Annotated in this window: 35 protein-coding genes; 10 read left to right on the top strand and 25 right to left on the bottom strand. The window is 66.0% G+C overall.

Going from position 1 to position 25,765, the window contains the following annotated elements; translation table 11 throughout:
* Window positions 1–206: 206 nt before the first annotated feature.
* Both DC347_RS21950 and DC347_RS12720 read right to left on the bottom strand, forming a co-directional pair.
* Window positions 207–854, bottom strand: a complete 648-nt coding sequence (locus DC347_RS21950; RefSeq protein WP_240617782.1) for a hypothetical protein — start codon at window positions 852–854, stop codon at window positions 207–209.
* 62 nt (window positions 855–916) lie between these two features.
* The gene (locus DC347_RS12720) at window positions 917–1,810 is read right to left on the bottom strand and encodes a helix-turn-helix transcriptional regulator (RefSeq protein WP_109045703.1); all 894 of its coding nucleotides are present in this window, start codon (window positions 1,808–1,810) and stop codon (window positions 917–919) included.
* Window positions 1,811–1,950: 140 nt separating this feature from the next.
* Between DC347_RS12720 and DC347_RS12725 the strand changes: the two genes are divergently transcribed.
* Together DC347_RS12725 and DC347_RS12730 are read left to right on the top strand one after the other, a co-directional pair.
* Window positions 1,951–2,967 carry a zinc-dependent alcohol dehydrogenase family protein gene (locus tag DC347_RS12725; protein WP_109045704.1) on the top strand — a complete coding sequence of 339 codons (1,017 nt, stop codon included), beginning with the start codon at window positions 1,951–1,953 and terminating at the stop codon, window positions 2,965–2,967.
* A gap of 149 nt (window positions 2,968–3,116) precedes the next feature.
* Entirely contained in the window at window positions 3,117–4,157 is a 1,041-nt protein-coding gene (locus tag DC347_RS12730; protein ID WP_018760997.1) for an NAD(P)-dependent alcohol dehydrogenase, read from the top strand.
* A gap of 89 nt (window positions 4,158–4,246) precedes the next feature.
* On the opposite strand, the gene DC347_RS12735 is transcribed toward DC347_RS12730, so the two are convergent.
* From DC347_RS12735 to DC347_RS12810, 16 genes are all read right to left on the bottom strand, one after another.
* Window positions 4,247–5,284 (bottom strand): nitronate monooxygenase, encoded by a 1,038-nt coding sequence (locus DC347_RS12735; RefSeq protein ID WP_109045705.1) that lies wholly within the window; start codon window positions 5,282–5,284, stop codon window positions 4,247–4,249.
* A gap of 130 nt (window positions 5,285–5,414) precedes the next feature.
* Window positions 5,415–5,759 (bottom strand): hypothetical protein, encoded by a 345-nt coding sequence (locus DC347_RS12740; RefSeq protein ID WP_109045706.1) that lies wholly within the window; start codon window positions 5,757–5,759, stop codon window positions 5,415–5,417.
* Entirely contained in the window at window positions 5,756–6,331 is a 576-nt protein-coding gene (locus DC347_RS12745) for an Asp23/Gls24 family envelope stress response protein (RefSeq protein WP_240617783.1), read from the bottom strand. The genes DC347_RS12740 and DC347_RS12745 overlap by 4 nt, the downstream gene beginning before the upstream one ends.
* A 2-nt stretch (window positions 6,332–6,333) precedes the next feature.
* On the bottom strand, window positions 6,334–6,900 hold the full coding sequence (locus tag DC347_RS12750) for an RNA polymerase sigma factor (protein WP_018761001.1): 567 nt from the start codon (window positions 6,898–6,900) through the stop codon (window positions 6,334–6,336).
* A gap of 114 nt (window positions 6,901–7,014) precedes the next feature.
* Window positions 7,015–7,245, bottom strand: a complete 231-nt coding sequence (locus tag DC347_RS12755) for a CsbD family protein (RefSeq protein ID WP_109045708.1) — start codon at window positions 7,243–7,245, stop codon at window positions 7,015–7,017.
* A 34-nt stretch (window positions 7,246–7,279) separates the two neighbouring features.
* Window positions 7,280–7,879, bottom strand: coding sequence for a hypothetical protein (locus DC347_RS12760; RefSeq protein WP_240617784.1), 600 nt, complete (start codon window positions 7,877–7,879; stop codon window positions 7,280–7,282).
* A gap of 17 nt (window positions 7,880–7,896) precedes the next feature.
* Complete coding sequence (locus DC347_RS12765; protein ID WP_109045710.1) at window positions 7,897–8,478, bottom strand: DUF6286 domain-containing protein; 582 nt, start codon at window positions 8,476–8,478, stop codon at window positions 7,897–7,899.
* Window positions 8,475–8,846, bottom strand: coding sequence for a hypothetical protein (locus tag DC347_RS12770; RefSeq protein ID WP_109045711.1), 372 nt, complete (start codon window positions 8,844–8,846; stop codon window positions 8,475–8,477). The genes DC347_RS12765 and DC347_RS12770 overlap by 4 nt, the downstream gene beginning before the upstream one ends.
* Window positions 8,843–9,034 carry a DUF2273 domain-containing protein gene (locus DC347_RS12775; RefSeq protein ID WP_018761006.1) on the bottom strand — a complete coding sequence of 64 codons (192 nt, stop codon included), beginning with the start codon at window positions 9,032–9,034 and terminating at the stop codon, window positions 8,843–8,845. The genes DC347_RS12770 and DC347_RS12775 overlap by 4 nt, the downstream gene beginning before the upstream one ends.
* Window positions 9,031–9,510 (bottom strand): Asp23/Gls24 family envelope stress response protein, encoded by a 480-nt coding sequence (locus DC347_RS12780; protein WP_018761007.1) that lies wholly within the window; start codon window positions 9,508–9,510, stop codon window positions 9,031–9,033. The genes DC347_RS12775 and DC347_RS12780 overlap by 4 nt, the downstream gene beginning before the upstream one ends.
* A 194-nt stretch (window positions 9,511–9,704) precedes the next feature.
* Complete coding sequence (locus DC347_RS12785; RefSeq protein WP_018761008.1) at window positions 9,705–9,902, bottom strand: hypothetical protein; 198 nt, start codon at window positions 9,900–9,902, stop codon at window positions 9,705–9,707.
* Between the two features lie 233 nt (window positions 9,903–10,135).
* On the bottom strand, window positions 10,136–10,897 hold the full coding sequence (locus DC347_RS12790) for an ANTAR domain-containing response regulator (protein WP_109045712.1): 762 nt from the start codon (window positions 10,895–10,897) through the stop codon (window positions 10,136–10,138).
* Window positions 10,894–11,148 carry a hypothetical protein gene (locus DC347_RS12795; protein WP_240617785.1) on the bottom strand — a complete coding sequence of 85 codons (255 nt, stop codon included), beginning with the start codon at window positions 11,146–11,148 and terminating at the stop codon, window positions 10,894–10,896. The genes DC347_RS12790 and DC347_RS12795 overlap by 4 nt, the downstream gene beginning before the upstream one ends.
* Entirely contained in the window at window positions 11,145–11,873 is a 729-nt protein-coding gene (locus tag DC347_RS12800; RefSeq protein WP_109045714.1) for a GAF domain-containing protein, read from the bottom strand. The genes DC347_RS12795 and DC347_RS12800 overlap by 4 nt, the downstream gene beginning before the upstream one ends.
* Window positions 11,874–12,041: 168 nt before the next feature.
* Window positions 12,042–12,383, bottom strand: a complete 342-nt coding sequence (locus DC347_RS12805) for a hypothetical protein (protein ID WP_018761012.1) — start codon at window positions 12,381–12,383, stop codon at window positions 12,042–12,044.
* 7 nt (window positions 12,384–12,390) lie between these two features.
* Entirely contained in the window at window positions 12,391–13,107 is a 717-nt protein-coding gene (locus tag DC347_RS12810) for a GAF and ANTAR domain-containing protein (protein WP_109045715.1), read from the bottom strand.
* A gap of 114 nt (window positions 13,108–13,221) precedes the next feature.
* On the opposite strand from DC347_RS12810, the gene DC347_RS12815 reads away from it, so the two are divergent.
* From DC347_RS12815 to DC347_RS12830, 4 genes are all read left to right on the top strand, one after another.
* Window positions 13,222–13,956 carry a GAF and ANTAR domain-containing protein gene (locus tag DC347_RS12815; RefSeq protein WP_109045756.1) on the top strand — a complete coding sequence of 245 codons (735 nt, stop codon included), beginning with the start codon at window positions 13,222–13,224 and terminating at the stop codon, window positions 13,954–13,956.
* An 81-nt stretch (window positions 13,957–14,037) separates the two neighbouring features.
* Window positions 14,038–14,370, top strand: a complete 333-nt coding sequence (locus tag DC347_RS12820; protein WP_109045716.1) for a helix-turn-helix transcriptional regulator — start codon at window positions 14,038–14,040, stop codon at window positions 14,368–14,370.
* Window positions 14,371–14,382: 12 nt separating this feature from the next.
* Window positions 14,383–14,880, top strand: a complete 498-nt coding sequence (locus DC347_RS12825) for an SRPBCC domain-containing protein (protein ID WP_018761016.1) — start codon at window positions 14,383–14,385, stop codon at window positions 14,878–14,880.
* 165 nt (window positions 14,881–15,045) lie between these two features.
* The gene (locus DC347_RS12830) at window positions 15,046–15,645 is read left to right on the top strand and encodes a DUF1992 domain-containing protein (RefSeq protein WP_109045717.1); all 600 of its coding nucleotides are present in this window, start codon (window positions 15,046–15,048) and stop codon (window positions 15,643–15,645) included.
* A 65-nt stretch (window positions 15,646–15,710) separates the two neighbouring features.
* On the opposite strand, the gene DC347_RS12835 is transcribed toward DC347_RS12830, so the two are convergent.
* On the bottom strand, window positions 15,711–17,882 hold the full coding sequence (locus DC347_RS12835; RefSeq protein ID WP_109045718.1) for a transglycosylase domain-containing protein: 2,172 nt from the start codon (window positions 17,880–17,882) through the stop codon (window positions 15,711–15,713).
* A 179-nt stretch (window positions 17,883–18,061) separates the two neighbouring features.
* Between DC347_RS12835 and DC347_RS12840 the strand changes: the two genes are divergently transcribed.
* The gene (locus DC347_RS12840; protein ID WP_109045719.1) at window positions 18,062–18,700 is read left to right on the top strand and encodes a PadR family transcriptional regulator; all 639 of its coding nucleotides are present in this window, start codon (window positions 18,062–18,064) and stop codon (window positions 18,698–18,700) included.
* An 80-nt stretch (window positions 18,701–18,780) separates the two neighbouring features.
* Here DC347_RS12840 and DC347_RS12845 read toward each other — a convergent pair whose 3' ends face one another.
* Together DC347_RS12845 and DC347_RS12850 are read right to left on the bottom strand one after the other, a co-directional pair.
* Window positions 18,781–20,130, bottom strand: coding sequence for an ammonium transporter (locus DC347_RS12845; protein ID WP_018761020.1), 1,350 nt, complete (start codon window positions 20,128–20,130; stop codon window positions 18,781–18,783).
* Window positions 20,131–20,455: 325 nt separating this feature from the next.
* Window positions 20,456–21,250: a carbon-nitrogen hydrolase family protein gene (locus tag DC347_RS12850; RefSeq protein WP_018761021.1), complete on the bottom strand. Its 795-nt coding sequence runs from the start codon at window positions 21,248–21,250 to the stop codon at window positions 20,456–20,458.
* A 32-nt stretch (window positions 21,251–21,282) separates the two neighbouring features.
* Here DC347_RS12850 and DC347_RS12855 point away from each other — a divergent pair, with 32 nt between their 5' ends.
* Window positions 21,283–21,939: a GntR family transcriptional regulator gene (locus DC347_RS12855; protein ID WP_109045720.1), complete on the top strand. Its 657-nt coding sequence runs from the start codon at window positions 21,283–21,285 to the stop codon at window positions 21,937–21,939.
* Here DC347_RS12855 and DC347_RS12860 read toward each other — a convergent pair whose 3' ends face one another.
* Entirely contained in the window at window positions 21,940–23,349 is a 1,410-nt protein-coding gene (locus DC347_RS12860) for an MFS transporter (RefSeq protein WP_109045721.1), read from the bottom strand.
* A 158-nt stretch (window positions 23,350–23,507) separates the two neighbouring features.
* On the opposite strand from DC347_RS12860, the gene DC347_RS12865 reads away from it, so the two are divergent.
* Complete coding sequence (locus tag DC347_RS12865; protein ID WP_109045722.1) at window positions 23,508–24,194, top strand: DUF2848 domain-containing protein; 687 nt, start codon at window positions 23,508–23,510, stop codon at window positions 24,192–24,194.
* 80 nt (window positions 24,195–24,274) lie between these two features.
* Here the strand turns inward: DC347_RS12865 and DC347_RS12870 are convergent, their stop codons facing one another.
* Window positions 24,275–24,511: a DUF2630 family protein gene (locus tag DC347_RS12870; RefSeq protein ID WP_109045723.1), complete on the bottom strand. Its 237-nt coding sequence runs from the start codon at window positions 24,509–24,511 to the stop codon at window positions 24,275–24,277.
* An 86-nt stretch (window positions 24,512–24,597) separates the two neighbouring features.
* Here DC347_RS12870 and DC347_RS12875 point away from each other — a divergent pair, with 86 nt between their 5' ends.
* Window positions 24,598–24,996 carry a hypothetical protein gene (locus DC347_RS12875; RefSeq protein ID WP_018761026.1) on the top strand — a complete coding sequence of 133 codons (399 nt, stop codon included), beginning with the start codon at window positions 24,598–24,600 and terminating at the stop codon, window positions 24,994–24,996.
* Between the two features lie 9 nt (window positions 24,997–25,005).
* On the opposite strand, the gene DC347_RS12880 is transcribed toward DC347_RS12875, so the two are convergent.
* Together DC347_RS12880 and DC347_RS12885 are read right to left on the bottom strand one after the other, a co-directional pair.
* Window positions 25,006–25,338, bottom strand: coding sequence for a DUF202 domain-containing protein (locus DC347_RS12880; RefSeq protein ID WP_109045724.1), 333 nt, complete (start codon window positions 25,336–25,338; stop codon window positions 25,006–25,008).
* Entirely contained in the window at window positions 25,338–25,742 is a 405-nt protein-coding gene (locus tag DC347_RS12885) for a YidH family protein (RefSeq protein ID WP_109045725.1), read from the bottom strand. Before DC347_RS12885 ends, DC347_RS12880 begins: the two co-directional genes overlap by 1 nt.
* Window positions 25,743–25,765: the final 23 nt, after the last annotated feature.

Below are 25,765 nucleotides of genomic sequence, written 5' to 3' on the forward strand. Positions count from 1 at the left end.
GATGCCTCAGGTGGTGCGTACGGCTTGGCCGGTGCCGTGGAAACACCTAAACACGGCCTGTGGGATCTTGGCCAGCACCACGCAACGGACGCTCAACGCGGCGAAATGGCGCTACTTATGGCGCCATCCTGGAGACAAAGCAGGCAACCCGGCGCCATGAACCGCAACGGACGTTAATGTGACTGGACGTCCGCGAAGGCCCGTCGTCAGGCGCGGAAAAGCCTCCTGCCGAGGCCCTGGAAGAACCCCGGTTCCAGCGCAGGGTCGATGACGGCCGGCCGTGCACCGGGATCCGTCCCCCAACGTTCCACCGGCCGGCGCCTGTTGTTCCAGTCGACCGCCCCGAACTCCGGATTGTAGAGCGGCGGGTCTACCCCTTCCGCAGTGAAGATGGCCCACATCCAGTCAGGGATGCAGTCCGCCGTCCGGGGGTAGGCCAGGAGTTGGCGTGCCCAGATGGACGCACCAGCCGGTTCCGCGCCGGGGTGCCACCGGCCGTCGTCCGTCTTCTTGAGAAGTTCCTCATCAAAGAGCTCCACCACTCCGGGGCGGTCAGGGTAAACATGGACCTCCGCCGAGGTCCAGGTTCCGATACCCGGTTCGTAGGCCCGGCTGCGGTATTCGTCCAGCCATACGATCAGCGCCTCGTAGGAGAACTCTTCCTTGCCATCCACAAGGTCACGAAGTTTGCCGCCGGTACGGGCACAGCCGTGGCCCAGGGTACTGGAGCCCCGGTGGACCAGCACTTGCACCACTTCCTCAGTCCCGCGGGCAAACCCGGCGGGACCAAAGGCCTCACGGCTGAGCCGTTCAAGCCCTTCAATGACGAACGGATCCGCTCTTAGGTCACGCACGGACAGGTCACCGGCTTTCTGTTGACTGAGGATGGAACGGTAACCCGGTGTCAGGCCCGATGTCAGGCCCGCACGCGGCCCTGGGCCAAGCCGGCAATATTCTCGGTGACCGCCCAGGACGCAAGGAGCTTGAGGGCTTCCTCGGAGGGGCTGCCGGGGGTGGCCGGATACACGGTGAGGGTATGTCCGGGGTCCTCCTCCAGCCCGAGGACCTGGTAGTTCAGCTCAAGGAGCCCCACCACCGGGTGCTGGAAGAACTTGGTGCCCGCGTAGTGGCGCCGGACGTTGTGCGCGGCCCACAGGGTGCGGAATTCGTCGCTGCGCATGGACAGTTCGCCGATGAGTTCCGCGATCCCCTTGTCATGCGGGTTGCGGCCGGCCTCGCGGCGGAGGATGGCCACGTTGGTGTTCGCTGCCCGCTCCCAGTCCGTATAGAAGTTGTGGGCTCGGGGGTCCAGGAAGATGAACCGCGAGTGGTTGGCCGGCCGCGACGGAGTGCGGTACATGTCCGAATAGAGCGCATAGCCCAGGGTGTTGGCAGCCACGATGTCCAAACGGTTGTTGCCAATAAAGGCCGGTGCCCCCGTGATGGTGTCCAGGAGGTACTGCAGTTCCGGCCGCACCGCCGTGGACGCGGAACCGCCGGCGCCCGCAGCCCGCTTGCGTCCCGAGGTGTTGGCTGTCCGTGCCAGGTCATAGAGGTGGTCGTGTTCGGCCCGGTCCAGTTCCAGGGCGCCGGCAATGGCATCCAGGACGCTGTCCGAGACGCCATTGAGGTTGCCCCGTTCCAGGCGCGTGTAGTAGTCCACGCTGACGCCCGCCAGCCGGGCTACCTCCTCGCGCCGCAGCCCCGGGACCCGGCGCCGGCCGCCGTACGGTTCAATGCCTGCCTGCTCGGGGGTGATGCGTCCACGGCGGGAGGAGAGGAACTGCCGTACCTCGGCTCGGTTATCCATAGGGACCACGTTACGACGATTCCGCGAACCGTAAGGAGGGTCTGCCAAAACCAGTTTCGGCAAGACCCTCGCCAACTGCCGGCGCTGCGGGTTTGATGTACTTGTCCGCTTTCAGCCGTTCAGCATTTGGAGGACCCAGCATGCGCGCAACCATCATGCACGCCCCCGGAGACGTCCGCGTCGAGGACCGTGACAAACCAGCCGTCCAGCGGCCCACGGACGCGGTCATCAAGCTCGTTGCCGCCTGCGTGTGCGGGTCCGATTTGTGGCCCTACCGAGGCGCCGACAAGCTGGCCCGGCCGCAGCCCATGGGCCACGAGTACGTGGGCATAGTCGAAGAAATCGGCGCCGACGTGAAGAACGTCCAACCGGGCCAGTTCGTCGTGGGGTCCTTCTTCGCCTCGGACAACACCTGTGAGATCTGCCGTTCCGGCTACCAAAGCGGCTGCGTCCACCGCCAGGGCGTGGGCGGCGCCCAGGCCGAATACCTGCGCGTCCCGCTGGCGGACGGCACCTTGGTGGCTACCCCGGAAATGCCCGACGACGCACACATTCCATCCTTGCTTGCCGCCTCCGATGTGCTGGGCACCGGATGGTTCGCCGCCAAGGCAGCCGAGGTGGGCCCTGGCAAGACTGTAGCGGTCGTGGGCGACGGCGCGGTGGGGCTCTTGGGGATCCTGGCAGCCAAGCAGATGGGCGCCGGGAAGATCATCGCCATGTCCAGGCATGCGGACCGGCAGGCACTGGCCCGCGAGTTCGGTGCCACCGACATTGTCGAAGAACGTGGTGACGCAGGCGTGAAAAAGATCAAGGAACTCACCGGCGGCCTTGGCGCGCATTCGGTGCTGGAGGCCGTGGGCACCCAGGAATCGATGCTGCAGGCCATCCACGCCACCCGCGCCGGAGGCCACGTAGGGTTCGTGGGCGTCTCCCATGATGTGGCGCTGCCCGGCCGGGACCTCTTCTACTCGCACGTCCACCTGCACGGCGGCCCTGCCCCGGTCAGGCAGTACCTGCCCGAGCTGATCGACCTGATCCTCCGCGGCGAGATCAATCCCGGCAAGGTGTTTGACCTTGAACTTCCCCTGGAACAGGCAGCGGAGGCGTACAAGGCCATGGACGAACGCCGGGCCATCAAGGTGCTCCTGCGCCCGTGACCACGGTCCTGCCCCCGACTGGAGGCCGTCGAGGGTAGGACTCCCAAGACCAGTTACAACAGGGCCACCCTGGCCGCCCCAACGCACAGGGTTTCACCAGGGAAGCCCTTGTAGCATCGAGTTATCCCCCAACAGATCAGAGGAGAACCATGACTACCGTCAAGGCTTATGCATCCCCGTCCGCAACGGAGGACCTGGTGGCCACCACCATTGAACGCCGCGAGGTGGGTCCGCACGATGTCATGATCGAAATCAAGTTCGCCGGCATCTGCCACTCGGACATCCACACCGTCCGCGGCGACTGGGGCCCGCAGCAGTACCCGCTGGTCCCCGGCCACGAAATCGCCGGCATCGTCACCGAGGTTGGCTCGGCCGTCACCAAGCATGCAGTCGGCGACCGCGTGGGTGTTGGCTGCATGGTCAACTCCTGCAAGGAGTGCGTCAACTGCCAGAAGGGCGAGGAGCAGTACTGCCTCAAGGGCAACGTGGGCACCTATGGCGCCGTTGACCGCGATGGCACCATCACCCAGGGCGGCTACTCCACCCACGTCGTGGTCACCGAGGACTTCGTGGTGACCATCCCCGAGGGCATCGACCTCGACGTTGCCGCGCCGCTGCTGTGCGCCGGCATCACCACCTACTCACCCCTGCGCCACTGGGGTGCCGGCCCCGGCAAGAACGTTGCCGTCGTCGGCCTCGGCGGGCTGGGCCACATGGCCGTCAAGCTCGCCCACGCCATGGGCGCCGAAGTGACCGTCCTGTCGCAGTCGCTGAAGAAGCAGGAAGACGGCCTGAAGCTGGGCGCCGACCACTACTACGCGACCAGCGACGAGAACACCTTCTCCGAGCTCGCCGGATCCTTCGACCTGATCATCAACACGGTCAGTGCCTCGATCGACATCAGCTCCTACCTGGGCCTCCTGAAGCTGGACGGCGCGCTGGTGAACGTCGGTGCCCCGGCCGAGCCGCTTCCCGTCAACGCCTTCGCACTGATCGGCGGGCGCCGCTCCTTCGCCGGTTCCATGATCGGCGGCATCCGTGAAACCCAGGAGATGCTCAACTTCTGCGCCGAGCACCACCTGGGCGCCGAGATCGAGGTCATCCCGGCCGAGAAAATCAACGAGGCCTACGAGCGCGTCCTCGCCTCGGATGTCCGGTACCGGTTCGTGATCGATACCGCCACCCTCTAAGGCACCACCACGTGCGGCGGGCCGGCTCCGAAAGGGGCCGGCCCGCCGTCGTGCTTAACCCGTGGGTGAAGGACGACGCCGGACCGGCCTCACGGCGCGAGGCTTCGCAGGATCGACGCGGCCGGGCCCGCCATGGTGGTCCGGTAGTTGATGCCTGCCCAGAGGTTCAGCCCTTCCGGATCCCCCGCGGCTGCCGCCGCGGCACGCAGGGGAGTGGTGAGGTGGTGGATTTCCGGGTACCCGTAGGGGGCATCGGCGTCGTGGCGGCGCATGAACGCGTTGTACAGCCCGCGGGCATTGCGGCCGGAAAATGCACGGGTAACGGCGGTGGTGGTGAAATGCTCCGGGGACGCCAGTGCCGCCCGGTGCGCCGGTTTGGTTCCGGCTTCGTCGGCGCGGAGGAAAGCCGTGCCGGCCTGGACGGCTGCTGCACCGATGCTGAGGGCGGCCCGCGTTTCGTCCGCAGTGGTGATCCCGCCGGCCGCGACCAGGGGCACGTCGAGGTCGGACAGCTCCTCGAGGATCCCGTGCAGGGGCACCTCCGGCGGGGCGCCGGCGGAGTCGAAGGTGCCGCGGTGGCCGCCGGCCTCGGGCCCTTGGACGCAGAGGGCATCCGCACCCCGGGTAAGTGCCTGGAGTGCCTCGTCCCGGCCGGTCACCGTGGCCATGACGTACACGCCGCGTTTCTTCAGGGATTCCACAACGTCTGCACCGGGAAAATCGAAGGTAAAGGACACCACCGCCGGTGCCAGGTCCAGCAGGACCTCGAGCTTCCTGTCCCAGCCGTCATCGTCGTGCCGTGGATCCCCCAGTTCGACGCCGAAGCGTTCGGCGTCGGGGGCGAGCGAGGCGGCATAGCGCTGCAGGGCGTCGGGAGTGATAACGGAGGGCTGGGGGACAAAGAGGTTGACACCGAAGGGCGCGCCCGTGTGTTCCCTGACGGCTTCAATGTCAGCGCGCATCGCGTCCGCCGTCTTATAGCCGGCGGCCAGGAAACCCAGGCCGCCGCCGGCGCTGACCGCAACCGCCAGCTCCGGAGTGGACGGCCCGCCCGCCATGGGCGCCTGGATGACGGGCAGTTCCAGGGACCTGGGACTGAACCGACGTGGTTTCCGCTCGCTGTTCAACTCATGCCTCCCGGGCCGGCTGCGCCTACCTGACGAATGCTACGCCGGTCCTGCTCCGGCACGAAGCGGCGGGGATGGAGCCGCCGGTATGGACCGGTCGTGACAGGGCCGGGGCGTGCGGGGAACGTCCCTAGGCGTCGTGGCTTCCTGCCGTCACCGGGCCTGCGGGCGCAATCCGCGCCACCGTGACCTTCACGGAAACGTCCGCCGGGGCAAAGTGCTTCCGGACCGCGGCGGCAACACCACGGACCACATCCGGGGTACGGGCCTCCGCGCTGACGCCTACCCGCACCGTCACCTCGGTGCGGCCGTCCTGGTCACGGACGTCCACCAGGGCGTCGTTTTCCGGCTCCGCGGCCCGCGGGTTCAGTACGGACGCGGCCCGGGCCGGAAGGCGCTGCCACAGGCTCCGTGCGGGAAATACTTCCGTGACGCCGTCGACCGCCATGACGACGTTCTTCAATGGTGTGGTCACTGTTCCTCCCGGGGGGCGTCGATGACGTCGGTGATGGTGATGTCGATGGCCGCAATGGTCAATTCCGTGTGCCTCGCCAACGCCTCGGCCAGGTCCTGCCGCAGCGATGCCGCACTGTCCATGAGGTGTTGGCCGAACAGCACGGCGAGGTCCACACGGACCGTCACCGGCTCTCCGGGGAGGGTGACGTCGCCGTCGAGCTTTACGCGTCCGGCTACTGTCCCTGGCAGGTTGTCAGCCACGGACCGGACCAGCGCAAGCACGGCCCCTTCCGTTTCGGACAGCGTGTCGGCGGAGTCGTCGGACCGCAGCGGGATGGTCCTGCCGGGCCGCAGTTCCAAGGCCAGGTTCGCCAGGATGTCCTTCATCCACTCGTCCGTGCCACTGCCGGCCGCGGCAACGTCGCTGGCAAAGAGCTCGTTGCCGGCGGCGGAAAGCCGGCGGAGGGAGTCGAGCCCGTTGCGGCATTCCGGGCAGGATTCCAGGTGGTGCGGGTCGGCGAATTCACCCGTGTCCAGGTAGATGCTGAGTTCCTCAAGTGTGTGGCCGCACTCGAATGTGTCGTGGGGCATGCTCATCGCCAATCCTCCATTTCGCGGACCAAGGCAGTCCTGGCACGGGCAAGCCGCCCCCGGACACTGGCTGGGCTGATGTTCAGGGTTTGCGCAATTTCTTCGTAGCTCTGTCCGTTGATCTCTTTCAGGATCCAGCAGCGCCGCTGCTCTTCGGGCAGGGTGGCCAGGGCCGCCTTCAGCGATTCGATGCCGGCGCCGGCCACCGCTGTCGTCTCGGGCCCGGCTCCGGGCGAGACAGTGTCCGGCGGCGCGTCGTCCTCCCCGCCGGCCAGGCTGGTGTGGTTCCTGCGGCGGCGCAGCAAATCGATGCTCCGGCTGCCGGTCAGCCGCAGCAGCCACCCTTTGACGGCCGCCGGGTCGCGCAGGGTGTCCAGTTGCTTCCACGCTTGGACCAGCGCTTCCTGCACGGCGTCGTCGGCGTCCGCGTAGGAACCTGTCAGCCTGCGCGCGGAGGCCCGCATGTGTGGGCCGTAGCGCCGGGCGAGGGCTTCAAAGGCCGCCGTGTCGCCGTCGGCCGCCCTGCCCACCAAAATGGCATCGGGGACCAGATCCAACTGGTCCCGCATCAAGGGTGAACCTGTCACCGAACCCTGCTTTCACTATCGGCGCGAACGCCTGACGCGCGGCAGGCAGGTCCGCGGACCGCCGTGGCGGTGCCGCGGGCCTGCCGCCGGGATTGGCTAGTCTTTGCGGAAACCTTCTTTGACCTTGGCGGCAGCGTCCTTGAGGTTGCTGCCGATGCTCTTGGCTGCGTCCTTGACCTTCTCGCCCGCTTCCTGGAGTTTCGCCTGCGCCTGGTCCCGCTGGCCTTCACGTTCCAGCTCCTCGTTGCCGGTCAGCTTGCCGGCACCCTCCTTGGCGGCGCCGAGGTGGTTGGTTGCCGCGTTGTTGAGCTTGTCGTCGAGTCCCATGATGGTGTGCCTTTCTGTCGTGTTCGGTTTCGTGCTAGCCCGCGCGCAGTGCCCGGGCCAGTTTGGTCCTGGTTCCAGTTCCTATTCGGACCAGGACGTCGGTGTGATGGCCCAGCAGTGCATCAATGCTGCGGACCAGTTCCTCGGCCACGTCCGCCACCTCCCGCGGCGAGGCGCCGCGGCGTGCCTGGAGGGTCAGGCGCAGGGAGGTGCGCGCGGCGTTTTTGGAGCCGCGCCGGCGCCACGCGGTCAGGGAACTGCCGACGACGGACCGGTTGCCTTCCAGCGCCGCCTCCACGGCGGCTGCCAGGTAGGAGACCTCCACTGCGGTAGCCCCCAGTTCCGGGTCGTCTTCCCGCGCCGCCGTCCTGGTCCGGCCGCCGGCTTGGCGGGCCAGCCAGAGAATCGTGGTGAGCGCCGCCAGCAGCAGAACCGCTGGCACGGCCAAGGACCACCAGCTGCCCAGCGGTTCCGGCGACGGCGCGGTGTCCCGGAGGGCCTGCCACGCCGTCAAGGCGCTGCCGGCGACGGCGGTCCAGCCCGTGCGTACGTCCGCGCTCAGCCCGGCGGCCGCCACCAGGATTCCAGCGCCGATCAGGATCACTCCGGCAAGGGCCAGAAAGGTCCTGTTCATTGCCCTGTTCGTGTTGTTCATCGTCCTACTGCCCCTTCCGCGGCAATGGCCACATCCGCTGCCAGGTTCCTGGCCAGCCGGCAGGAAGCCACTTCCCGGGCTGCCGCTTCGGTGAGCGCTTCCCGGTCAAGGGGCTGGCCCGACGTCGGCCGGACCGACACGTGCGCGCGGCGCCGTCCTACCGTTGTGCTCACCTGCTCCGGCGCCAGGTTGGCGGCCAGGCGCACTTGGCGTGAAACGGCGGCGGCAATGGCTTCGTCATCCACCACCAACGCCACGCGCTCGCTGTGCATGGTCCGCCGGCCCCGGCGGCCGCCCTTGAGCGCAGCCACGAGAAGCACTGCCCCAAGTACCGCCGCCGCGGTACCGGCTGCTGTCAGCCCGGCCGGTTGCACCGCCTGTGGCAGGTCCCTTATGGCATTCGCCATGGCATCGGGGCCGGCCACGAGCGGACCGCGGCCCAGGAGTGCGAGGACGCACTCGGCCCCCAGCCACACGAAGCCGGCGAGCAGCAGCACGGCCGTGGCCAAGGACAGTCCGGTGCGCGATGAGTGCGTCTCCCTCCGGAGCATCCGCTTTTGCATGCGGCCCTGGTTCATGGCTGCCTCCCGTCCTGTTTCCGTGCCCGGTCCGTGCGGGCTGCTTTGGCCGCCCGTGGGGCCGCGGTGAGCTGGATGTTGATCCGGCCAATGTCCATCCCGGTGATCCGCCGCCCGGCGAAGGCGATCCTCAGCCGGGCAATGTTTGCCTGCTCGAATGTGGAGTGTTGCTCCCTTCCCGCCGGGGCCGCGGCCAGGAGCGGGGGAACAGGGAGCCGCATCTGGAGATCGACCCCGAGTTTTCCGGCATCGTCCCGGAGGGCGGCGGAAACGTCATCCCGGGGCACGCCGTACGCGCCGGCGGCCACGGCTTCCAAGGTGTGCCGCAGGGCAGCCGGGGCGATCCGGGTATGGCCCCGGCGGATCACGACGACGAGCGCCGGCCGCGCAGGGCGTCCAGCACGGCGCCGAGGTCCAGTTGCCCCTCGGCCGCCCGGCCCAGGACCGCGCCGATGGCCATGAAGATGGCCGTCAGCAGGAAGCCCCAGAAACCGAAGGCGAGGGCGGCCACAGCCAGCACGGCCCCTGCGGCCGTGCCGGCGACGACGGGGGTCATGCGACCCTCGGTTCGCGCTCGGCGTCGTCCGCGTCATCGCCCTCGGACGGGACATGGATATCGGTGATGGTGATGTTGACCTCGGTGACTTCCATGCCCACCAGGTCTTCCACTGCCGTGTAGACGGCATCGCGGGCCCGGTCCGCCACCTGCTGCAGGGGGTGCGGGTATTCGACCACCAAGGTGACATCCACGGCCACCTGGGTCTGGCCGACCTCCACGCTGACACCCTGGGTGAGGTCCTTCTGGCCCACCTTCTCGCGGAGGGTGCCAATGGCGCGGGCTGCCCCACCGCCCAGCGCGTACACGCCGTCAATCTCCTGGATGGCGATGCCGGCGATTTTTGCCACCACGCCGTCGGCCACCGTGGTGCGTCCGCGGCCGTCCGCGCCATTGGCGGGGGACAGTTCATGGCCGGGTGCGGTGGCTGCCTTCTTCTGCTGGACTGCTGCGGGGTTCTGCGCCTGGGTAGTCATTGCGTCACTCCTTGTTTGCTCTGGAAAGGGTTCCAAGGGCGCGTTCTGCGCCTTCACAAGTAAGGACGGGGCCAGGGCGGAAAACGTCACGCAGTTTCTTGAGTGACCCCTGTCACACCTGACTGGGGGCGTGAAAAAGGGGAGTGGACCACGACGGGAGGTCCCGTCGTCGTCCGCTCCCCGTGGGGCGCTGCTTAGACGGCCGCCAGGGCCGCTTCGTCGCCTCGAACGCTCAGCGTGAAGGTGTTGGGGCCGCTGCACGTGACGGCGATGCGGCAGGTGGTGGTGTTGTGCCGGGCGGAAAGGTCCGTTACCGCGGAATCAAGGGTCTCGTGGAAAGACGCCCGGTCCCAGATCTTCAGCGTCACGGATTTGGCAGCGTTAAACGTCATTGTTCAGTACTTTCCTTCGTCAGTGCGGCCCCCATCGGGCCGCTGGAGTGGCCTGTCCACGCTTCGGGGATCGGTGGCCTGCGCTCACCGGTGGGCCTCGTTGCGTCACCAGGATTTCGGAGCGGGAGCTTGCCCGCCCTCCATATCCATAGTGCCCAAGCAGGAACGGCGCTCGAAACCAAAAAGCGCTTTATTGCGGGTGTTTCTCGTCACGTTTAAGCGGGGCGCGGCGTCTATTCGTCGAAGTGCGCCGGGATCGTTTGCTCTCCGGAAATTGATGCAATGACGGCGGCGGCCACCTGCCGGAGCTTGATGTTCCGGGTATTCGAGGCGCGGGTGAGGATGCCGAACGCCGTGTCCCGGGTGCAGCGGTTTTGGGCCATGACCGCCCCCACCGCCATATCGATGACTGTCCGGGACTGCATGGCCGCGGAGAGGTCGTTCCTGGTTTCACGCAAGCGGGCAATCCGCAAGACCAGGCGCAGCGAGTTTGCCGCGTGCCGGGCGAAAGTCTCCACGGTTGCGATGTCCTCGACCGAGAAGCCGTTGGTGCGGCCGGAATAGAGGTTCAGCACTGCCTCGCCATCTCCACCGAGATCCAACGGGACGGCGAGGATGGAGGAGACCCCCTGATGCAAGGCGGTCCGGACGTAGTCCTGCCAGCGGGTTTCGGCGGCAAGGTCGGGAACCAGGAGGGTGCGCTCCTCGCGCAGCGATGTCAGGCAGGGGCCTTCGCCAAAGCCGTTCTGCAATTCATCCAACGCGCTCGCGGCGGCGTCACTGGCGGCAACGGCTTCGGGTTTCTTTTGCCGGATAACCGTGACGCCGCTGTGGATGGTGTTGCCGGGGACGCTCAGCCGGGAAGACACCAGGACGGCCAATTCCGTCATGAATGCCCTGATGTCGCTGCTCTCAAGGACGAGTTCCTGCAGCGACAAATCTGCATCCCATCCACTCCTGAATCCGGTAGGAAGGGAACCTTCGTTGTCGGTCATGCGCCGTCGCCTCCAATGAATTCGTTCATAGCCAGCGTTACGAGTCCCACCTGTGCTGCGGGCAGGTGCAGGGCTTCATTGAGGTAGGCATCCAGAGCCAGTTCGTCAACGTCCCCGCCGATGCCGTAGTAGTACGTCCAGAGTTCAACCAGCGTCACCTTGGAGGCCTGGAACCGCTTCGCTGCAATCCGGCGGTGCGCATCTGCCTCGTTCACTTGGTCCGGGCCACCCATCCAGTCCGCGTTCATCATTGCCGTCCATCCGGCGATCCCGGGATGTAGCCCCCATCAACGATCTCGGCAGCAATTTCCCGGATCCGCTTGTTGTTTGATGCGGCAGCGGCCTGCAGCACCGTGAGGGCGCCGTTCCTGCCGCCGCGGGTCTGGAGCATGACCAGGGCGACGGCCGCGTCCACAACGGCGCGGGATTTGAGCGCAGATCGGAAATCGTCTCCAGGGGCCTCCGGAGCATGCAACCGCAGCGCCAGGCGGAGGATGCGGGACATCGAGGCCGCGTGGTCCTCCACGAAGGCAATGGTGTCCGGATTGAAGGCATGTGTGGTGTAAGCGTAGGAGTTCAGCGCTGCACGTGCGGTGGAGTCTGTGTGGATGGGGACCGCCAGTACGGAGCGGACATTGTCTTCAGCGATGCTGTCCAAGTACCGGCTCCAGCGCAGATCACTGGCCAGGTCGCCAATCAGTACCGTTCTTTGCTGCCGGAGGGCCGTAAGGCAGGGTCCAATGTCGAAACCATACTGCGTCTCGTCGAGCCGGTACCCTTCCTGGCTGCTCGCGGCCACGGTGGCGAGTCCGCCGTTCCGCTCCACCGTGATGGTGCACTCCATGGTGCGGCCGTCCGCGCCCAGCTGCGCAGCGGAGATAGTTGCCAGGCCAAGGAGGAAGTCCGGGAAGCCGGGGCTGTCCAGGAGCAGGTCCTGCAGCCTGTCTGACGGGGAGATGATATTTTCCTTGGCCATCGGGCCTCGATCCTCAGTACGCCAGGGTTGCTGCTCCCGGCTTGCGACCCCCGCTCTCTGCGCGGCTGGCCCGTGTGGCAACCCCTGGATCTGCTGGCTATCCGGAAATCTCCTATATCCGACACTACGCCTCCGCACCCGCAATTGGTACGCGGGCGCCGGCACGCGCTACCCGTCGGAACCTGCACGGTGGCCACCGTCCTGGTCGCCGCCGTCCTTTTCGCCGCTGTCTTCCGTTTCGGAGCGGTGGGAGCCGTTGAAATCGTCGGAGTAGGGCGCCCGGGGCCGGGGAAGGTCGTCGATCAGCTCGTTCGCCGCCAAGGCAAGCAGGTCCCGTTGGATCGGTGGGAGGGAAAGAAGCCCTTGCAGGTAGGCCTCCACTTCGTACTCGCCGGCGTCTCCGGAGAGGCCAAAGTACTTCAGCCAGAGGTCGGGGACCGAGATGTCGGCAGCCTTCATCGCGGCTCTGAGTTGGCGTCGCTGTTCCGGTTCGTTGGGGTCGAAGCCCATGGCGAACCTAGGTTCCGGAGGCCGGCGTCCCGGCCACGACGCGTTCGCTGACCTGCTGCAGCGATGTTTTTTCCTCCCGGGCCTGCCTGATGAGGAACCGCACGGCGTCTTCCTGCCGCAAACCCATCCGTTCCATGACGACCCCGGTGGCACGGTTGACCAAGTCGCGGGTATACAGCGACGCCTGGAGTTCCGCCGTCATCCGATGCGGAGCCTCATTGGCCTGGATATGGGAGATCAACGTGGCGGCCGGCGCTGCGAAGAGCTGGAGCAGTGCAGCGCTCCCGTGGTCGTAGGTGTCGGGGGCTGCGGCGTACAACTTCAGGGCACCCAGGGATTCCTTCCCCGCCAACAGCGGCGCGCTGACTACTGCGAGTATGGGCAGCCCGGCGATGCCGTTGCGCCACTGGGGCCACCGCTGTTCCACGTTGAGGTCGGTGACCAGCACGGGCCGCTCTGACGCCCACGCCGTAAGGCAAGGTCCTTCGCCATATTCATACTGAACCGTGTCCGCCTGGGAAACGATCGTGTCGGTGTATCCACTGCTGGTACGGCGTCCCCGGCCGTCGATGAGTGAGACGCCTGCCCCGATGGTGCCGGGGACTGATTCCTTGGCGGCCCGGGCCAGCAAACGGATGGCGGTTGTGACCTTTTCTTCCGTTAGCAGTAATCCCTGGATGCGAGCGATCACTGCGGTTAGCTCGTCAAGGGGAAGTTGCGCCATGGTCCCAGCATAGATCCATACCCGCACCGGGGCTCCGCGCGGCCCGGACCGTCCGAAACCCGCCCAGGCAGCGAGGGCTTGACTGGATGGGTGGGTGGCGGTTCGCTGGAGGACATGTTGAGTTCATCCGACCCTGAATCTGCCCAAGACCTCCAGAGCATCCTGGTGGGCTCAGAGAATGGCATCGAGTTCCTTTCCGGGTTGTCACGCCTTGCCGCCGCCGCCGTTTCAGAGGCAGGCGGGGGTGTGGTGGAGTGTGCCGTCACCCTGAAGATGAAGCGACGGCCCACCACGGCTGCGGCCAGCAGTGCACGTGCCCTGGAGCTGGACCAGCTGGAACAGACGTTGGGTGATGGTCCCTGCGTGAAGGCGTTGCGTGAGATGTCATTGGTGTTGATCGACGACGTCGAGTCCGATTCGCGATGGCCTGAATACAACCGGGCGCTCCTGGCGGCCAACGTCCACAGCTCGCTCGGTGTTCCCTTGGAGATCACGGGCGAGACCGCCGCGGCATTGAATTTTTTCGCCTCGCGGCCCGGCGTATTCACAGCGGACGTCCTCGAAAAGGCACTCGGCTTTGCGGCCGCCGCCCAGAACACACTGCATTTGTCGGTGCGCATCGATACCGCCCGGAACCGTGCTGACAACTTGGAGGCTGCCCTGGAGAGCAGGACCGCCATCAACCTTGCCTGTGGGGTGATCATGGCGCAGAACCGCTGCTCACAGCAGGAGGCGATGGATATCCTCGCCCGGGTCTCCAGCAACCGCAACCGGAAACTCCGGGATGTCGCCAACGAACTCATCGAGCAGTTGACCGGGAATGGCGTCAGGACCCATTTCGAGGCGTAACTGTATGCCGGCCGTTCCGGCGTCCAAGGCTGTTAAGAAACCCATTGACACCTCCATACTGGCGGACTAACGTACAACCAAATGGTTGTAGATCAGCTCCGTGAGTCCGAACGTGACCGCCTCTTCCAGGCGTTCGCCGATCACACCCGGCGTGACATCGTCCGCCGGGTCACGGTGGGCGAGTACACCGTGTCCGGGCTCGCGGCCTTCTATTCCATGAGTTTCGCCGCCGTCCAGAAGCATGTGGCGGTGCTGGAACGCGCATCGCTGGTCACGAAGGAAAAACGCGGAAGGGAGCAGGTTGTCCGGGGCAATCACGAAGGGCTCCAGGAAGCCCGGCGGCTGCTCGACGAATACGAACAGATCTGGCGGCAGCGGGCCGCCAGGATGGCAGACATTCTTGCTGAAGGTTAGGAAGGCACGGCCATGGCAGTCATCAGTATGGACAAGAACCCCGAGGCGCTCTCCCTCACGTTGGTCGCCGAGTTCGACGCCGGCGTCGAACGCGTCTGGCAGCTCTGGGAAGATCCCCGCCAGCTCGAGCGTTGGTGGGGACCACCCACCTGGCCGGCTACGTTCCACCGGCACGACTTCGTCCCCGGCGGGCGCGCAAACTACTACATGACCGGCCCGGAGGGCGAGAAGGCCCATGGCTGGTGGGAGTTTACGGCCATCGAGGCACCCCGGGAGCTTCAGTTCGACGACGGGTTCGCGGACAGCGACGGAAACCCCACGGGCGACCTGGGCGTCACCCATGCGACGGTCACGCTCGAGCCGCTGGGGGAGCGGACGCGCATGACCATCCATTCCGCGTTCGAGTCCGAAGAGCAGCTGGAGAAGATGGTTGCCATGGGGATGGAGGAAGGGATGACGCTGGCCGCCGGCCAGATCGACGGCATCCTCGCAGAGCCCGCCAACATCTGAACCTGCATCTGAACCCGGCAACCGGCAGGAACCTTGCGGCGGCGCCAAATGGGCGGACCACGGCGGGACGTCCCGCCGTCGTCCGCCCACCTGCGGGCGTTGAACGCGCAGGCCGGCGCCGCAATACTGGAAGGCGGACCAACCTGAGGTGAGGCGGTGGCGGCAATGAGTGGCGGGTCGGCGGGGTTCCGGAGGCGGCTGGAGCGGGCGGCCGAAGTGCGTTCATACCGCGGTGCGGGCATCAGCGCCGAGGAAGAAGCCACGTTGGATGCCCTGGACGCTCAGGAGCGCGACAAGCGCCGGAAGGTCAGCGACGCCGCCCGCGCGGAATACCTGGTCCGCGATGCCATGGCGCAGGGCAAGTTCGACAACCTCAAGTACGCCGGCAAACCGATTCCCGGCCTTGGCGATTCCTATGATCCGGACTGGTGGGTCAAGGGGCTGATCCAGCGGGAGAATATCAGCGGCCTGGGGCCGGCAGCCATCCTGCTCCGCGCTGAGGATGCCCACCTTGATGCGACTCTCGACGCCCTGTCCACGGAGCAGCAGGTGCAGGACCTCCTGCAGGACTTCAACAAGCGGGTTGTCGATGCACGCCGGCAATTGCAGGGCGGTCCGCCGGTCATCACGAAGACGCGGGACGTAGAAGTGGAACTGGACCGCTGGCGGAACCGCCGGGCAGCGCGCGTTGTGGAAGTACCCGCGGAGCCGGAGCCTGTGCGTTCCTGGTGGCAGCGGCTGTGGAAAGGGCCCGGCCGGGGCTAGCGCAATTTGCGGCGCAGGCCGATCCCGCGCTGGTATCAGGGCTTCGGGTACCAGGGACTCGGGTATTAGGGCTTCGGTGTCGGATTTGGGCCAATCATCGATGCTGGCGGCGGAGCGAACGGTGCTGCGGGATACAGGGCCGCCACCTTGAGCATGTAGTTGGCCCACTGCGGCCCGGCAATCATGTAACCGTCCAGGCTGGGATAGAACGTGCCGTTGATGGTGACGTTCTGGCCGGCACGCGTCTGGCCTCCCAGGGCATCCCCAAAGAAGGACGCGGTGACCAGGCCGGTGGTGTAGCCCACCACCCAGGTGGAGCCATTATTGTTCGACGTTCCGGTCTTGGCTGCGGTGGGGAACTTGTCCTGCACCTTCGGGTTGATCCACACGCCTGATCCCCGCTTCAAAACGTCCTGCAGCACCGAGTTCACGCCACGGGCCACCTCAGGCTTGACGGCGTCACGGCAGTCCGGGGCCGGTACGGGAAGTTTCGCGCCTGCGCCATCAGTGACCTCCACAAGGGCGATGGGCGTGCAATAGCGGCCCTCGGTGGCGAAGGTGGCAAAAGCGTTCGCAAGGGTCAGGGGTGCGACTCCTGTGCCGCCCAGCAAGTTGCCCAGCTGGTGCATGTTGACCGGGGTGCTGTCCAGTCCGCTATGCAGGCCCACCGAGTCCACCATCTTCTGGATGCCACAGAAGTCGAGCTGTGCTGCCGAGGCGAACGTGGCGGTGTTGATCGAGTTGTAGAGGCCGAAATTGACAGGCATTGGCCGGTAGAAGCCGTCCTCTGCGTTCTGCAGGTCGTCCGCCGCGCCGAGCGTGGGATTGTTCTGCGCTGTGTCATAGGCGCCCAGTACTTTGCCGCAGCTGTCCTTCCACGGGAAGTCGAGGGGATAGACCCGGCGTGACGCGTCCACCACCGCGGTAAGGGCCTTCCCCTCGTTCAGCCACTCGGCAAACGTGAACGGCTTCATGGTCGATCCCGGCTGGAACCCGCCTGCCCCGTTGAGGTCGTTCCCCTGCGCGTCCTTGGCGTCCACGTTGAAATTCAGGTTCGTGTCGAACTTGCCCGGTTGTGGAAGGAACACCGTGTTCTGGGCCATCGCCAGGATCTTGCCGGTGCCCGGCTGGATGCTCACCAGGGATGCGGCCCAGCGGTCCGGGTTGGCGCCTGCCGTCCCGTCCACCTGTGCTTGGGCCGCAGCTTGGAGCCTGCTGTCCAGGGTGGTCACGATCGTGAGTCCGCCCCGGTACAACCGCCGCTCCCGCTCGGCCTCGCTTTGCCCGAACGCGGGATTGTCCAGGATCAGGCGGGAAATGTAATCGCAGAAGTACGGCGCCATGGCGGCATTGGCGCACCCCTGTTCCGGGGCTGTGACCTTCAATTCGATGGGAGCGGCCACCGCCTCGTCATGCTGGGCCCGGGTGATCTTGCCCAGGCGCAGCATTTCAGACAGGACCTGGTTCCGGCGTACTGCCGAGTTGTCCGGATGGATGGCCGGATTGTAGAACGTGGGGCTGTTCACCAGCCCGGCCAGCAGGGCCGCCTGCGGCAGGGTTAGGTCCTTTGCCGTGGTGCTGAAGAAGTAGCGGGCCGCCGCCTCAATCCCGTACGCGTTGCTGCTGAAGAAGACGATGTTCAGGTAGCCCTCGAGGATCTGGTTCTTGGTGTACTTCTTCTCGAGGGCGATGGCCAGCTTCATCTCCCGCAGCTTGTCGCCCAGGTTCTTCTGCCCGCTCAGGACCACCGCATCCGGCCTGTCCTGTGAAAGCTGGGACTCATTGAGGACATTCGTGACGTACTGCTGGGTGATGGTTGACGCCCCTTGCTCGCCGCCTTTGGTCAGGTTGGAAAACAGTGCGCGGAGGATGCCCTGCGGATCCACCCCGGCATGCTCGTAGAACCTGCTGTCCTCGATCGAAACAATGGCGTCCTTGATGAACGGTGACATCTGGTCCAGTGGCACCCGAACGCGGTTCTCCGCATAGAGGGTCGCGATCGGCTGGCCGTCGGCGCTCAGGACCCTGGTGGCTTGTGACGGCGGCTGCACCGTCAGTTCCGCAGGCAGGTTGTCAAAGAATCCAATGGAGGAGCTGACGCCGAGGCCCGCGGCTGCCACTGCCGGGACCACCAGGCTGGCAGCCAATACGCCACACAGGATGCTGGCTGCAATGAACCCCACGAGCCGTCCCACGGCTGCGCCAAATCCATGCCTGCGCTTCCGCTTCTTCGCCATTCCTCAGCCCTCGTGCTCCAGGGTGTGATCAGGATACGCCGCCGGCCACCGGCGTAACAGAGGCCTGACGGTCAGGATTTGGTCACGTCAAAAGTCTTGACCAGCGATAGTTACCGACATATCGTTAACTATCGCTGAAGTAATCAGCGAGATACCTGAAGTGAAAGGACGATGCCGCTATGAAAGGCATATTCGACGACAAGCACCCCGGCCCGGAGTTCGCCAAAGGCCGCTTCGAGCGGGGGAGGGCCCACAAGGGGCCGCACGGGCACCGTGGGCCGGGGTTTGGGCCCGGCTTCGGACCCGGTTTTGGACCCGGTTTTGGACCCGGTTTTGGCCCGGGCTTTGGTCCCGGGTTCGGTCCCGGTTTTGGCCGCGGCGGCCGGCGGGCCAGCCGGGGGGACGTCCGCGCGGCCATCCTCTCCCTCCTGGCCGAGGCGCCATCCAACGGGTACGGACTGATCAAGACCATTGCCACGAAGACCGGTGGCATGTGGCGGCCCAGCCCCGGATCGATCTACCCCACCCTCCAGCAACTGGTGGACGAAGGCCTGATCGAGGCGCTCAGCGAAGGCCGGGGAACAGAGTTCGCGCTCACCGATGCGGGCAGGGCCTATGTGGCAGAGCATGCAGAGGAGATGGAAAACGCCTGGAATGCAGAGCCCGACAGTGCAGACCGGGACTTCCACGAGAGCATTGGAAAGCTAATGGGTGCCATCCATCAATTCCGCGCGGGTGTGACCGGGGAACAGCGCGCTGCAGCTGTCGCAAAGATGGATGAAACGCGCCGGGCCCTCTACAAGATCCTTGCTGACTAGTAGCTCCAGGCGGTCCGGGCCGGCAGGCGCCGGCAGCGCCCGGCCGCGGGTCCCGGAAACAGAGTTCCCGGGCGGAGAAGCTACGCGAACGCGTCTTCCTTGGCGGGCACCCCGGCCTCGGCTGGTGCAGCGGCTTTGGCCGGTCCCGCGGCGGCGTGGGCAGCGTGGTGGTTCAGCATGTGGCCCAGGGCGCTGAAGCCCGAGCCCATTTCTCCGAAGGCGTAGGCCGTTTCCGCATGCTCGGACAGGTCCACGCCGGCGGTCTCAGCTTCATGGCTGACACGGAACCCCACCGTCTTGTTGATGACCAGGCCAATGATTGCCGTCCCGATTCCGGACAGCAGCAGGGTAATGACGACGGCGGCCGCCTGGGCCACCAGCTGCTGGATGCCGCCGCCGTAGAAGAGTCCGCCTCCTTGGCCGTTTACGGGCAGGGCAATGAATCCCAGCGCCAAGGTGCCGATGAGCCCCGCGCCCAGGTGGACTCCCACGACGTCCAGCGAATCATCGAGGCCGAAGCGGTACTTGAGGTCCACGAACACGCAGCAGGCAACCCCGGCAACCAGGCCCAGTCCTACGGCCGCGAGCGGGCTGATGTTTGCGCAGGACGGCGTGATGGCGACCAGGCCGGCAACCACGCCGGAGGCGGCGCCCAGGGAGGTCGGGTGCCCGTGGCGGACCTTCTCGGTCACCAGCCAGCTCAGCATCGCCGCGGCGGGGGCTATCAGGGTGTTGACCCAGATCAGCCCGGCCTGCTCCACGCTGGTTGCGGCGCCGCCATTGAAGCCAAACCAGCCGAACCATAGGATTGCTGCGCCCAGCATGATGAACGGGATGTTGTGCGGTCGGTGGTTGGGGTCCTTCGCGAAGCCGTGCCGCTGGCCAACGATGATGGCGAGCACCAGGGCGGCCGTGCCGGAGCTGATTTCCACCACCGCGCCGCCGGCGAAGTCGATGACCTGGCCGAAGATTGCCGTGACGGCGCCGCCTGCACTCATCAGGCCGCCGCCCCAGATCATGTAGGCGAGGGGGCAGTAGATCACCGTGATCCAGACGGGCACGAAGAGGGCCCAGGCACTGAATTTGGCGCGGTCGGCGATGGCACCGCTGATCAAAGCCACGGTGATGATGGCAAAAGTGGCGCTGTACCCGGCCTTGAGCAGGTCCGGGGACCCAATGAGGTTCTGCAGGCCGAAGCTGGTGAAGGGGTTGCCGAAGACTCCCAGCACACCGTCGCCGGTGGTCATGGAGTAACCCCACAGGACCCAGACCACGCCGACGATGCCGGCAGAGATGAAGCTCATCATGATCATGTTCAGGGCGGCCTTGGCGCGGGTCATGCCGCCGTAGAAGAGGCCAAGGCCAGGAGTCATCAGCAGTACCATCGCGGCTGAAATCATCAGCCAGACGTGTTGGGCAGTGATTTCCACTGGTGGGTCCCTTCGCAGCGTGAACGTTGTGCGGGGCCCTTTTGGCCCCGCGGCATTTCCCCCGCGGTCCATTTTTCGTGCCGCGTGTTTCAGCCAGTGCCGCTTAAAGTTGCGGCCGCGTTACACAAATCGCTCCTGCGTGAAGTTCACGTATCAGCCATGTTTCAGGAATGTAAACGCGCCCCCACCGTGAGGAATCGTCCTGGCCGCCGGACCCCGCGATGCTGCGGACTTCGCGGGGTTTCCGGCTGCTCCAGGGGTGAGAATCCGCCGTCGTGCGTCTTTTCGCCTTATGTTTCGGCGCCGTGAACGGCGATTCGCCCGTTCAGAAGCTGCGGGCGTTGGCCAGGACCGGCAGCGTGGCGCGTACGGAGTCCACGGACGCCGGATCGATGTCGACGACGGCGAGTTCAGGTTTTCCGCCGAGTGACACCACGGCGGTACCCAGGGGAGTGACGACGGCGCTGTGCCCGATTCCGGTGGGCGCCGCACCTGCGGGGCCTGCGCCGATGGTTTCGGGATCGCCCTGGCCGCACGCAACCACGAACGTGGTGCTGTCCAGTGCCCGGGCACGCACCAGCAGGTCCCACTGCTCGGCCTTGCCCTCGCCGGCTCCCCAGGAAGCGCACACAATGTTGACGTGTGCTCCCGCGTTGGCGTTGGCCGTGAACAGGGCCGGGAAACGGACGTCGTAGCAGGTGGCCAGGCCGAACACGGTGCCGTCGAGCTCGAACGTTACCGGCGCCTGCCCGGCGTCCACCGTCTTGGATTCGGTGAAGCCGAATGCGTCAAAAAGGTGGACCTTGTCGTAGGACGCCTCCACGGAGGGGCCGGTGACCAGCAGCGTGTTGCGGACGCGCCCTTCCGCGCCGGGGGTGAACATGCCTGCCACGATGGTGATGTCCAGGTCTTTGGCGACGCGGCGCACTTCGCCCGCCCAAGGGCCGTCAAGCGGTTCGGCAATGTCTTTCAACGAGTTCCCAAAGGCCCGCATGGCCGCCTCCGGGAAGACCACCAACTGTGCGCCGGCGTTTTTCGCCTGGGCTGCGTAGTCCCTGATGATGCCGAGGTTGGCCGCGGTGTCGGCACTGCTGATGATTTGGGCGATGGCGATACGCATGGAAGATCTCCGATCTGTTGTATACATAATGTATGGTAAAAATTTCGGGTTCGGCCGCCTCGGGCCGCGAAAAGGCGTACGCCTACCTGCGCGAGAACGTCCTGACGGACCCGGAACTGCAAGGCCGCTTCCTCAACGAACAGGAGCTTGCGGCGGACATCGGGGTGTCCCGCACTCCGGTGCGCGAGGCGCTGTTGCTTCTGGTTTCCGACGGGCTGGTGGAGCTTATTCCGCAACGGGGCGCCTACGTTCCGGTGGTCACCGGCCGGGAGATTTCCGAGCTGATGGAACTTCGCGGCGTGCTGGAAAGCCATGCGGCCAAGCTTGTCATTGACGAACACCGGGTGCCCGCCAAGCAAATGCAGGACACCCTGCGGCAGCAGGCGCAGATTCCGAACAACGATGAACCGGACGATGCCCGCGAATTCATCCGCCTGGACACGCTCTTCCATCAGCAGCTCATCGACGCCGCCGGAAACGAACTCATTTCCCGAACGTACAGCAAGCTGCATGTCCGCCAGGTCCTGGTGGGCGTTGCCGCACTGTTCCGCACCGGAGGCAGGCGCGAGGCGGTGTGCGCCGAACACCAGGACATCCTCGATGCCCTGGTGGCCGGCGATTCCGCACGTGCCAAAGAGGCTATCGACCATCACCTCGCGGTGACGCGGGACATCCTCCTGCGGAGCTGATCACCGGGCTTCGCCTGCGCCGGACACGCGAGCCGCTTCGCCGGCCGCCCTGGATTCAGCACTGCCTTCCAGCAGCAGGCGGTAGTCCTGGTCCTCCACGGTGTTGCTGTCGCGGCCCAGGGCAAGCCCTACTAGGGTTACGGCCGCTGCGACCGCAACGTAGATGGCCACCGGAATCCAGGTGCCAAACTGCGACAGCAGCACGGTGAACAACAAGGGTGCGATGGCGCCGCCGATGACGCCTGCGAAGGTGTAGGCCAGTGAACTGCCCGTGGACCGGAGCCGGGGTGAGAACTGCTCCACGATGAAGGCGGCCTGCGGCCCGTACATGAAGGAGTGCGCCGCCAGGCCCAGGACGATGCCCACGATCAGCATCGGCTCATTGTTGCCGCCAAGGACGCCAAAGAAGACAAAGGTCCACACGGCGCCGGCCACTGCGCCCACGCCGTAGACCAGACGCCGGTTGAAACGGTCCGAGACTGCGCCGGCGAGGGGAATCATGAACAGCTGGAAGGCCGAGCCCACCAGGACGGCGGTGAGCACCTGGTTGCGTTCGTAGCCGAGCGCCTGGATGCCGTAGGTGAGGGTGAAGACGGTGAACAGCGCGTACAGCACGTCCGGGCCCACCCGGCACAGGATGGCGGCAACGAGTGGCCGCAGTTCCGTACTGAACACTTCCCGGATGGGCGCGGCGGGCTGTTCTCCATGGGCTTCGATCGCCTTGAAGATGGGGGTGTCCTCCAGCTTGAGCCGGATCCACAGGCCGAAACCGACCAGGAGTGCGGAGACCAGGAACGCGATGCGCCACCCGAAGCTGATGAACTGCTGTTCGGTGAGCATCAGGGTCAGGACCGCCAGCGCACCGTTGGCCAGCAGGTTCCCGGCGGGCGGACCCACCTGCGCGGCCGAGGCCCAGAAACCCCGCCGCTGCGGGTCGCCGTATTCGCTGGAGAGCAGCACTGCGCCGCCCCATTCACCGCCCACGCCCACGCCCTGGGCGAAGCGCAGGAGCACCAGGATGATCGGGGCGGCAATGCCAATGCTGTCGTAGCCCGGAAGGACGCCGATCAGCACCGTTGCCACGCCGATGATCATCAAAGTGGTGACCAGGACCTTCTTGCGTCCGATCCGGTCACCGAGCCGTCCGAAGACCACGCCGCCCACGGGCCGTGACACATAGCCGACCGCGTAGGTGGAAAAGGCGAGGATGGTGCCGGTCAGGGGATCGGAGGACGGAAAGAAAACGATGGGGAAAACGACAGCGGCCGCCGCGGAATAGACGGCAAAGTCATACCACTCCAGCGCCGTGCCGGTCAGGCTTGCCGCAAATGCCTTGACCAGGCCCTTCGGACGGATTGGCGGGCCTGACTGGGACGCTGCGCCCGCACCAGAAACCGGAGAATTGCTCATTGTGTCCTCCACAGTGGATTTTGAGGTGACGCCTGTCACGCTGGCGTTAAATGTATACATTACGCATACTGGATGTACATTGGCGACTGTTTCCGGTTTCCGGTTTGTTAATTTTCCCGCGGTGCACCGGCTCCGCGGCCTTCGAAAAGGACGGCACCATGACGGCTCTCAGCTTTGAACTTCCCGACGGCAGCATCAAGAACGTGCAGGTCCGGCACCTCCTCAACGCCGGCTACGCGGGGCGTGAGCAGGATGAGGTGCAGGCCCACATCGCAGAACTTGCCGAGCTCGGGGTCCCCGGCCCCACCACCACTCCGGCCATGTACCCCGTCTCGCCCTACCTCGCGCAGCAGGTATCCGAGGTCCGGGTCCAGCATGGACGCACGTCCGGTGAGGCGGAATGGGCGCTGGTCATCACCGACGACGGCGTCCTGCTCACCGTCGCCTGCGATCACACGGACCGTGAGCTCGAAGTGCATGGTGTGGCGTGGAGCAAGAATGCCAGCCCTGACGTCCTTGGCCGCAAGGCGTGGCGGCTTGACGATGTGCGGGACCACCTGGACCGCATCACGCTGCGCGGCTGGGTAGGGGAGGGGGAGACCCCGGACACCCTCATCCAGGACAGTTCCCTCGAGGCCCTGCTGACCCCGGACTACTGGCTGGAGGTGCTGGCCGCGCGCGGGCTCAACCAGCCGGGCACCGTGCTGATTTCCGGCACCGTGGCGATGACGGGCGGCGTCAACCAGTTCGCCCGCAGCTGGAAGGTGGAGATGGCGGATCCGGAGACGGGAGACTCGCTGGACGTCCAGTACGTCGTGGAGCAAATGCCGCAGCCCATCGGCTAAGCGCTGCACCGGGGCAATAACGGCATAAAAAAGGTTCCGCCGCCCCACCAGGGGCGGCGGAACACTTCCGTGCCGCGAAGCTACTGCCTGTAGCCCTCCACTTCACTGACGGGACGGGCCTGGGCCTCGTTGGGGTTTTCCCCGGATTCCTTCTTGGCCCGCCTTTGTCGCAACAGGTCCCAGTATTGGTCCAGGCTTTCCTCCACGTACTTCAGGCGCGCCTGGTCCGGAGCCTGGCCTCCGGCGGACCCCTCGCGCAGCGCATGCTCCTCTTCCACGAGGGCCTGGATGTGCGTCAAAATATCCTGATCATTCATTGGGCTTCCCCTCACTCCGGTCCGGTCACCTTCAGCCTACGTAGCTGGTGCTGAAGCCACCAGTCCCGCGCTGTACCATCGATTTCATGTCCACTGCGCTCGATATGGCAGGTCCCATCCTGGAAGTACTGACCTGGTTGTGCCTGCCCGCCGGGCTGGGACTGCTGTTCTACACCGGGTTCCTCCGCCGCTTCATCCACCCGTGGGACGTGGCAGAAGCCGTGGTGTATTCGGACTCCACCGGCGTCGGGTTCCGCTGGTACGACCGGAAGCACCAGGTGCACAACGCCCCCATGTCCCCGTACGACATCAGGGACATGGCCGTGGGGGACACGTTGCCGATCTACTACCACCCCAAACGCCCAACCCAGTGGCAGTCCACCGTACCGGAAGAGGCGGGCAGGACGGCGTCAGTCCTGGGCCGCTGCCTGACGGCCATCGGCACCGTGGCCCTGTTGGGCGGCTTCGTCCTGCCGATGTTCTAGCTTCGGCTGCTAACCCGTCACCACCACCACAACGCCGAGGGCGCCCAGGACCACGCCCGCGAAGGCGGTCCAGAGCACAGCCGAAAGGTCCGCTTCGATGCTCTCCCCGGCCAGGCCGTGGGACCTCGCCCGGTAGCGGCGGCGCTGGGTGAGGTAGATGGCCAAGGCGGCGCCTCCGGACACCGCCGGGAGCATCAGGATGGGCGGCCCGTACGCGGGAAGCCAGCGAAGGAAGAAGGCGCTCGCCGTCACCAGCGCCAACATGGTCCGGCCCCAGGCCAGCGCCGTCCGTTCGGGTTGGAGACCCGGATCACCGTGCGGCCGGGGTGCGCCGGATGCCATCAGCGCAGAAGGATAAAAACGAGGACGACGGCGGCCGCCAGCGCGCCTGCCCCGGCCAGCAGGGGGACGAAGAAAGGCAGCGGAAGCGGTGCTTTGTTGCGCATGCTGCGCTCCACGCGAAGCCACCGCATGGCAGCGCCGCCGCTGAGCATCATGCCCATGAGAAGGAGGATGATGGCCAGGCCTTTGCGGACCGGTTCGATGAAAAGGCCTGAGGTAAAGGCTTCGATGGCAATGCCACCGGCGAGCAGCGCAAGGGAGGTGCGGATCCATGCGAGGAAGGTGCGTTCGTTCGCGAGGGTGAACCGCGGATCCGGTTCCTCGCCGCCCGGCAACAGGCGTTCGGCGAGCCGTCCGCGCGGCGGCGGGGCTGCGGTCCCGGGCGGATGCTCACTGTTGGTCACGGGCCCAGTGTAGCCGCGCCGTC

Origin of the sequence: Pseudarthrobacter sp. AG30 (assembly GCF_003116525.1) — a bacterium.
GTDB lineage: Bacteria > Actinomycetota > Actinomycetes > Actinomycetales > Micrococcaceae > Arthrobacter.

Coding starts and splice junctions, on each gene's coding strand:
- DC347_RS12720 (WP_109045703.1), bottom strand. CDS start 1,810: ATGGATAACCGAGCCGAGGTACGGCAGTTCCTCTCCTCCCGCCGTGGA.
- DC347_RS12725 (WP_109045704.1), top strand. CDS start 1,951: ATGCGCGCAACCATCATGCACGCCCCCGGAGACGTCCGCGTCGAGGAC.
- DC347_RS12730 (WP_018760997.1), top strand. CDS start 3,117: ATGACTACCGTCAAGGCTTATGCATCCCCGTCCGCAACGGAGGACCTG.
- DC347_RS12745 (WP_240617783.1), bottom strand. CDS start 6,331: ATGCCCCACGACACATTCGAGTGCGGCCACACACTTGAGGAACTCAGC.
- DC347_RS12750 (WP_018761001.1), bottom strand. CDS start 6,900: ATGCGGGACCAGTTGGATCTGGTCCCCGATGCCATTTTGGTGGGCAGG.
- DC347_RS12755 (WP_109045708.1), bottom strand. CDS start 7,245: ATGGGACTCGACGACAAGCTCAACAACGCGGCAACCAACCACCTCGGC.
- DC347_RS12760 (WP_240617784.1), bottom strand. CDS start 7,879: ATGAACAGGACCTTTCTGGCCCTTGCCGGAGTGATCCTGATCGGCGCT.
- DC347_RS12765 (WP_109045710.1), bottom strand. CDS start 8,478: ATGAACCAGGGCCGCATGCAAAAGCGGATGCTCCGGAGGGAGACGCAC.
- DC347_RS12775 (WP_018761006.1), bottom strand. CDS start 9,034: ATGACCCCCGTCGTCGCCGGCACGGCCGCAGGGGCCGTGCTGGCTGTG.
- DC347_RS12780 (WP_018761007.1), bottom strand. CDS start 9,510: ATGACTACCCAGGCGCAGAACCCCGCAGCAGTCCAGCAGAAGAAGGCA.
- DC347_RS12785 (WP_018761008.1), bottom strand. CDS start 9,902: ATGACGTTTAACGCTGCCAAATCCGTGACGCTGAAGATCTGGGACCGG.
- DC347_RS12790 (WP_109045712.1), bottom strand. CDS start 10,897: ATGACCGACAACGAAGGTTCCCTTCCTACCGGATTCAGGAGTGGATGG.
- DC347_RS12795 (WP_240617785.1), bottom strand. CDS start 11,148: ATGATGAACGCGGACTGGATGGGTGGCCCGGACCAAGTGAACGAGGCA.
- DC347_RS12800 (WP_109045714.1), bottom strand. CDS start 11,873: ATGGCCAAGGAAAATATCATCTCCCCGTCAGACAGGCTGCAGGACCTG.
- DC347_RS12805 (WP_018761012.1), bottom strand. CDS start 12,383: ATGGGCTTCGACCCCAACGAACCGGAACAGCGACGCCAACTCAGAGCC.
- DC347_RS12810 (WP_109045715.1), bottom strand. CDS start 13,107: ATGGCGCAACTTCCCCTTGACGAGCTAACCGCAGTGATCGCTCGCATC.
- DC347_RS12815 (WP_109045756.1), top strand. CDS start 13,222: ATGTTGAGTTCATCCGACCCTGAATCTGCCCAAGACCTCCAGAGCATC.
- DC347_RS12820 (WP_109045716.1), top strand. CDS start 14,038: ATGGTTGTAGATCAGCTCCGTGAGTCCGAACGTGACCGCCTCTTCCAG.
- DC347_RS12825 (WP_018761016.1), top strand. CDS start 14,383: ATGGCAGTCATCAGTATGGACAAGAACCCCGAGGCGCTCTCCCTCACG.
- DC347_RS12830 (WP_109045717.1), top strand. CDS start 15,046: ATGAGTGGCGGGTCGGCGGGGTTCCGGAGGCGGCTGGAGCGGGCGGCC.
- DC347_RS12835 (WP_109045718.1), bottom strand. CDS start 17,882: ATGGCGAAGAAGCGGAAGCGCAGGCATGGATTTGGCGCAGCCGTGGGA.
- DC347_RS12840 (WP_109045719.1), top strand. CDS start 18,062: ATGAAAGGCATATTCGACGACAAGCACCCCGGCCCGGAGTTCGCCAAA.
- DC347_RS12850 (WP_018761021.1), bottom strand. CDS start 21,250: ATGCGTATCGCCATCGCCCAAATCATCAGCAGTGCCGACACCGCGGCC.
- DC347_RS12855 (WP_109045720.1), top strand. CDS start 21,283: ATGGTAAAAATTTCGGGTTCGGCCGCCTCGGGCCGCGAAAAGGCGTAC.
- DC347_RS12860 (WP_109045721.1), bottom strand. CDS start 23,349: ATGAGCAATTCTCCGGTTTCTGGTGCGGGCGCAGCGTCCCAGTCAGGC.
- DC347_RS12865 (WP_109045722.1), top strand. CDS start 23,508: ATGACGGCTCTCAGCTTTGAACTTCCCGACGGCAGCATCAAGAACGTG.
- DC347_RS12870 (WP_109045723.1), bottom strand. CDS start 24,511: ATGAATGATCAGGATATTTTGACGCACATCCAGGCCCTCGTGGAAGAG.
- DC347_RS12875 (WP_018761026.1), top strand. CDS start 24,598: ATGTCCACTGCGCTCGATATGGCAGGTCCCATCCTGGAAGTACTGACC.
- DC347_RS12880 (WP_109045724.1), bottom strand. CDS start 25,338: ATGGCATCCGGCGCACCCCGGCCGCACGGTGATCCGGGTCTCCAACCC.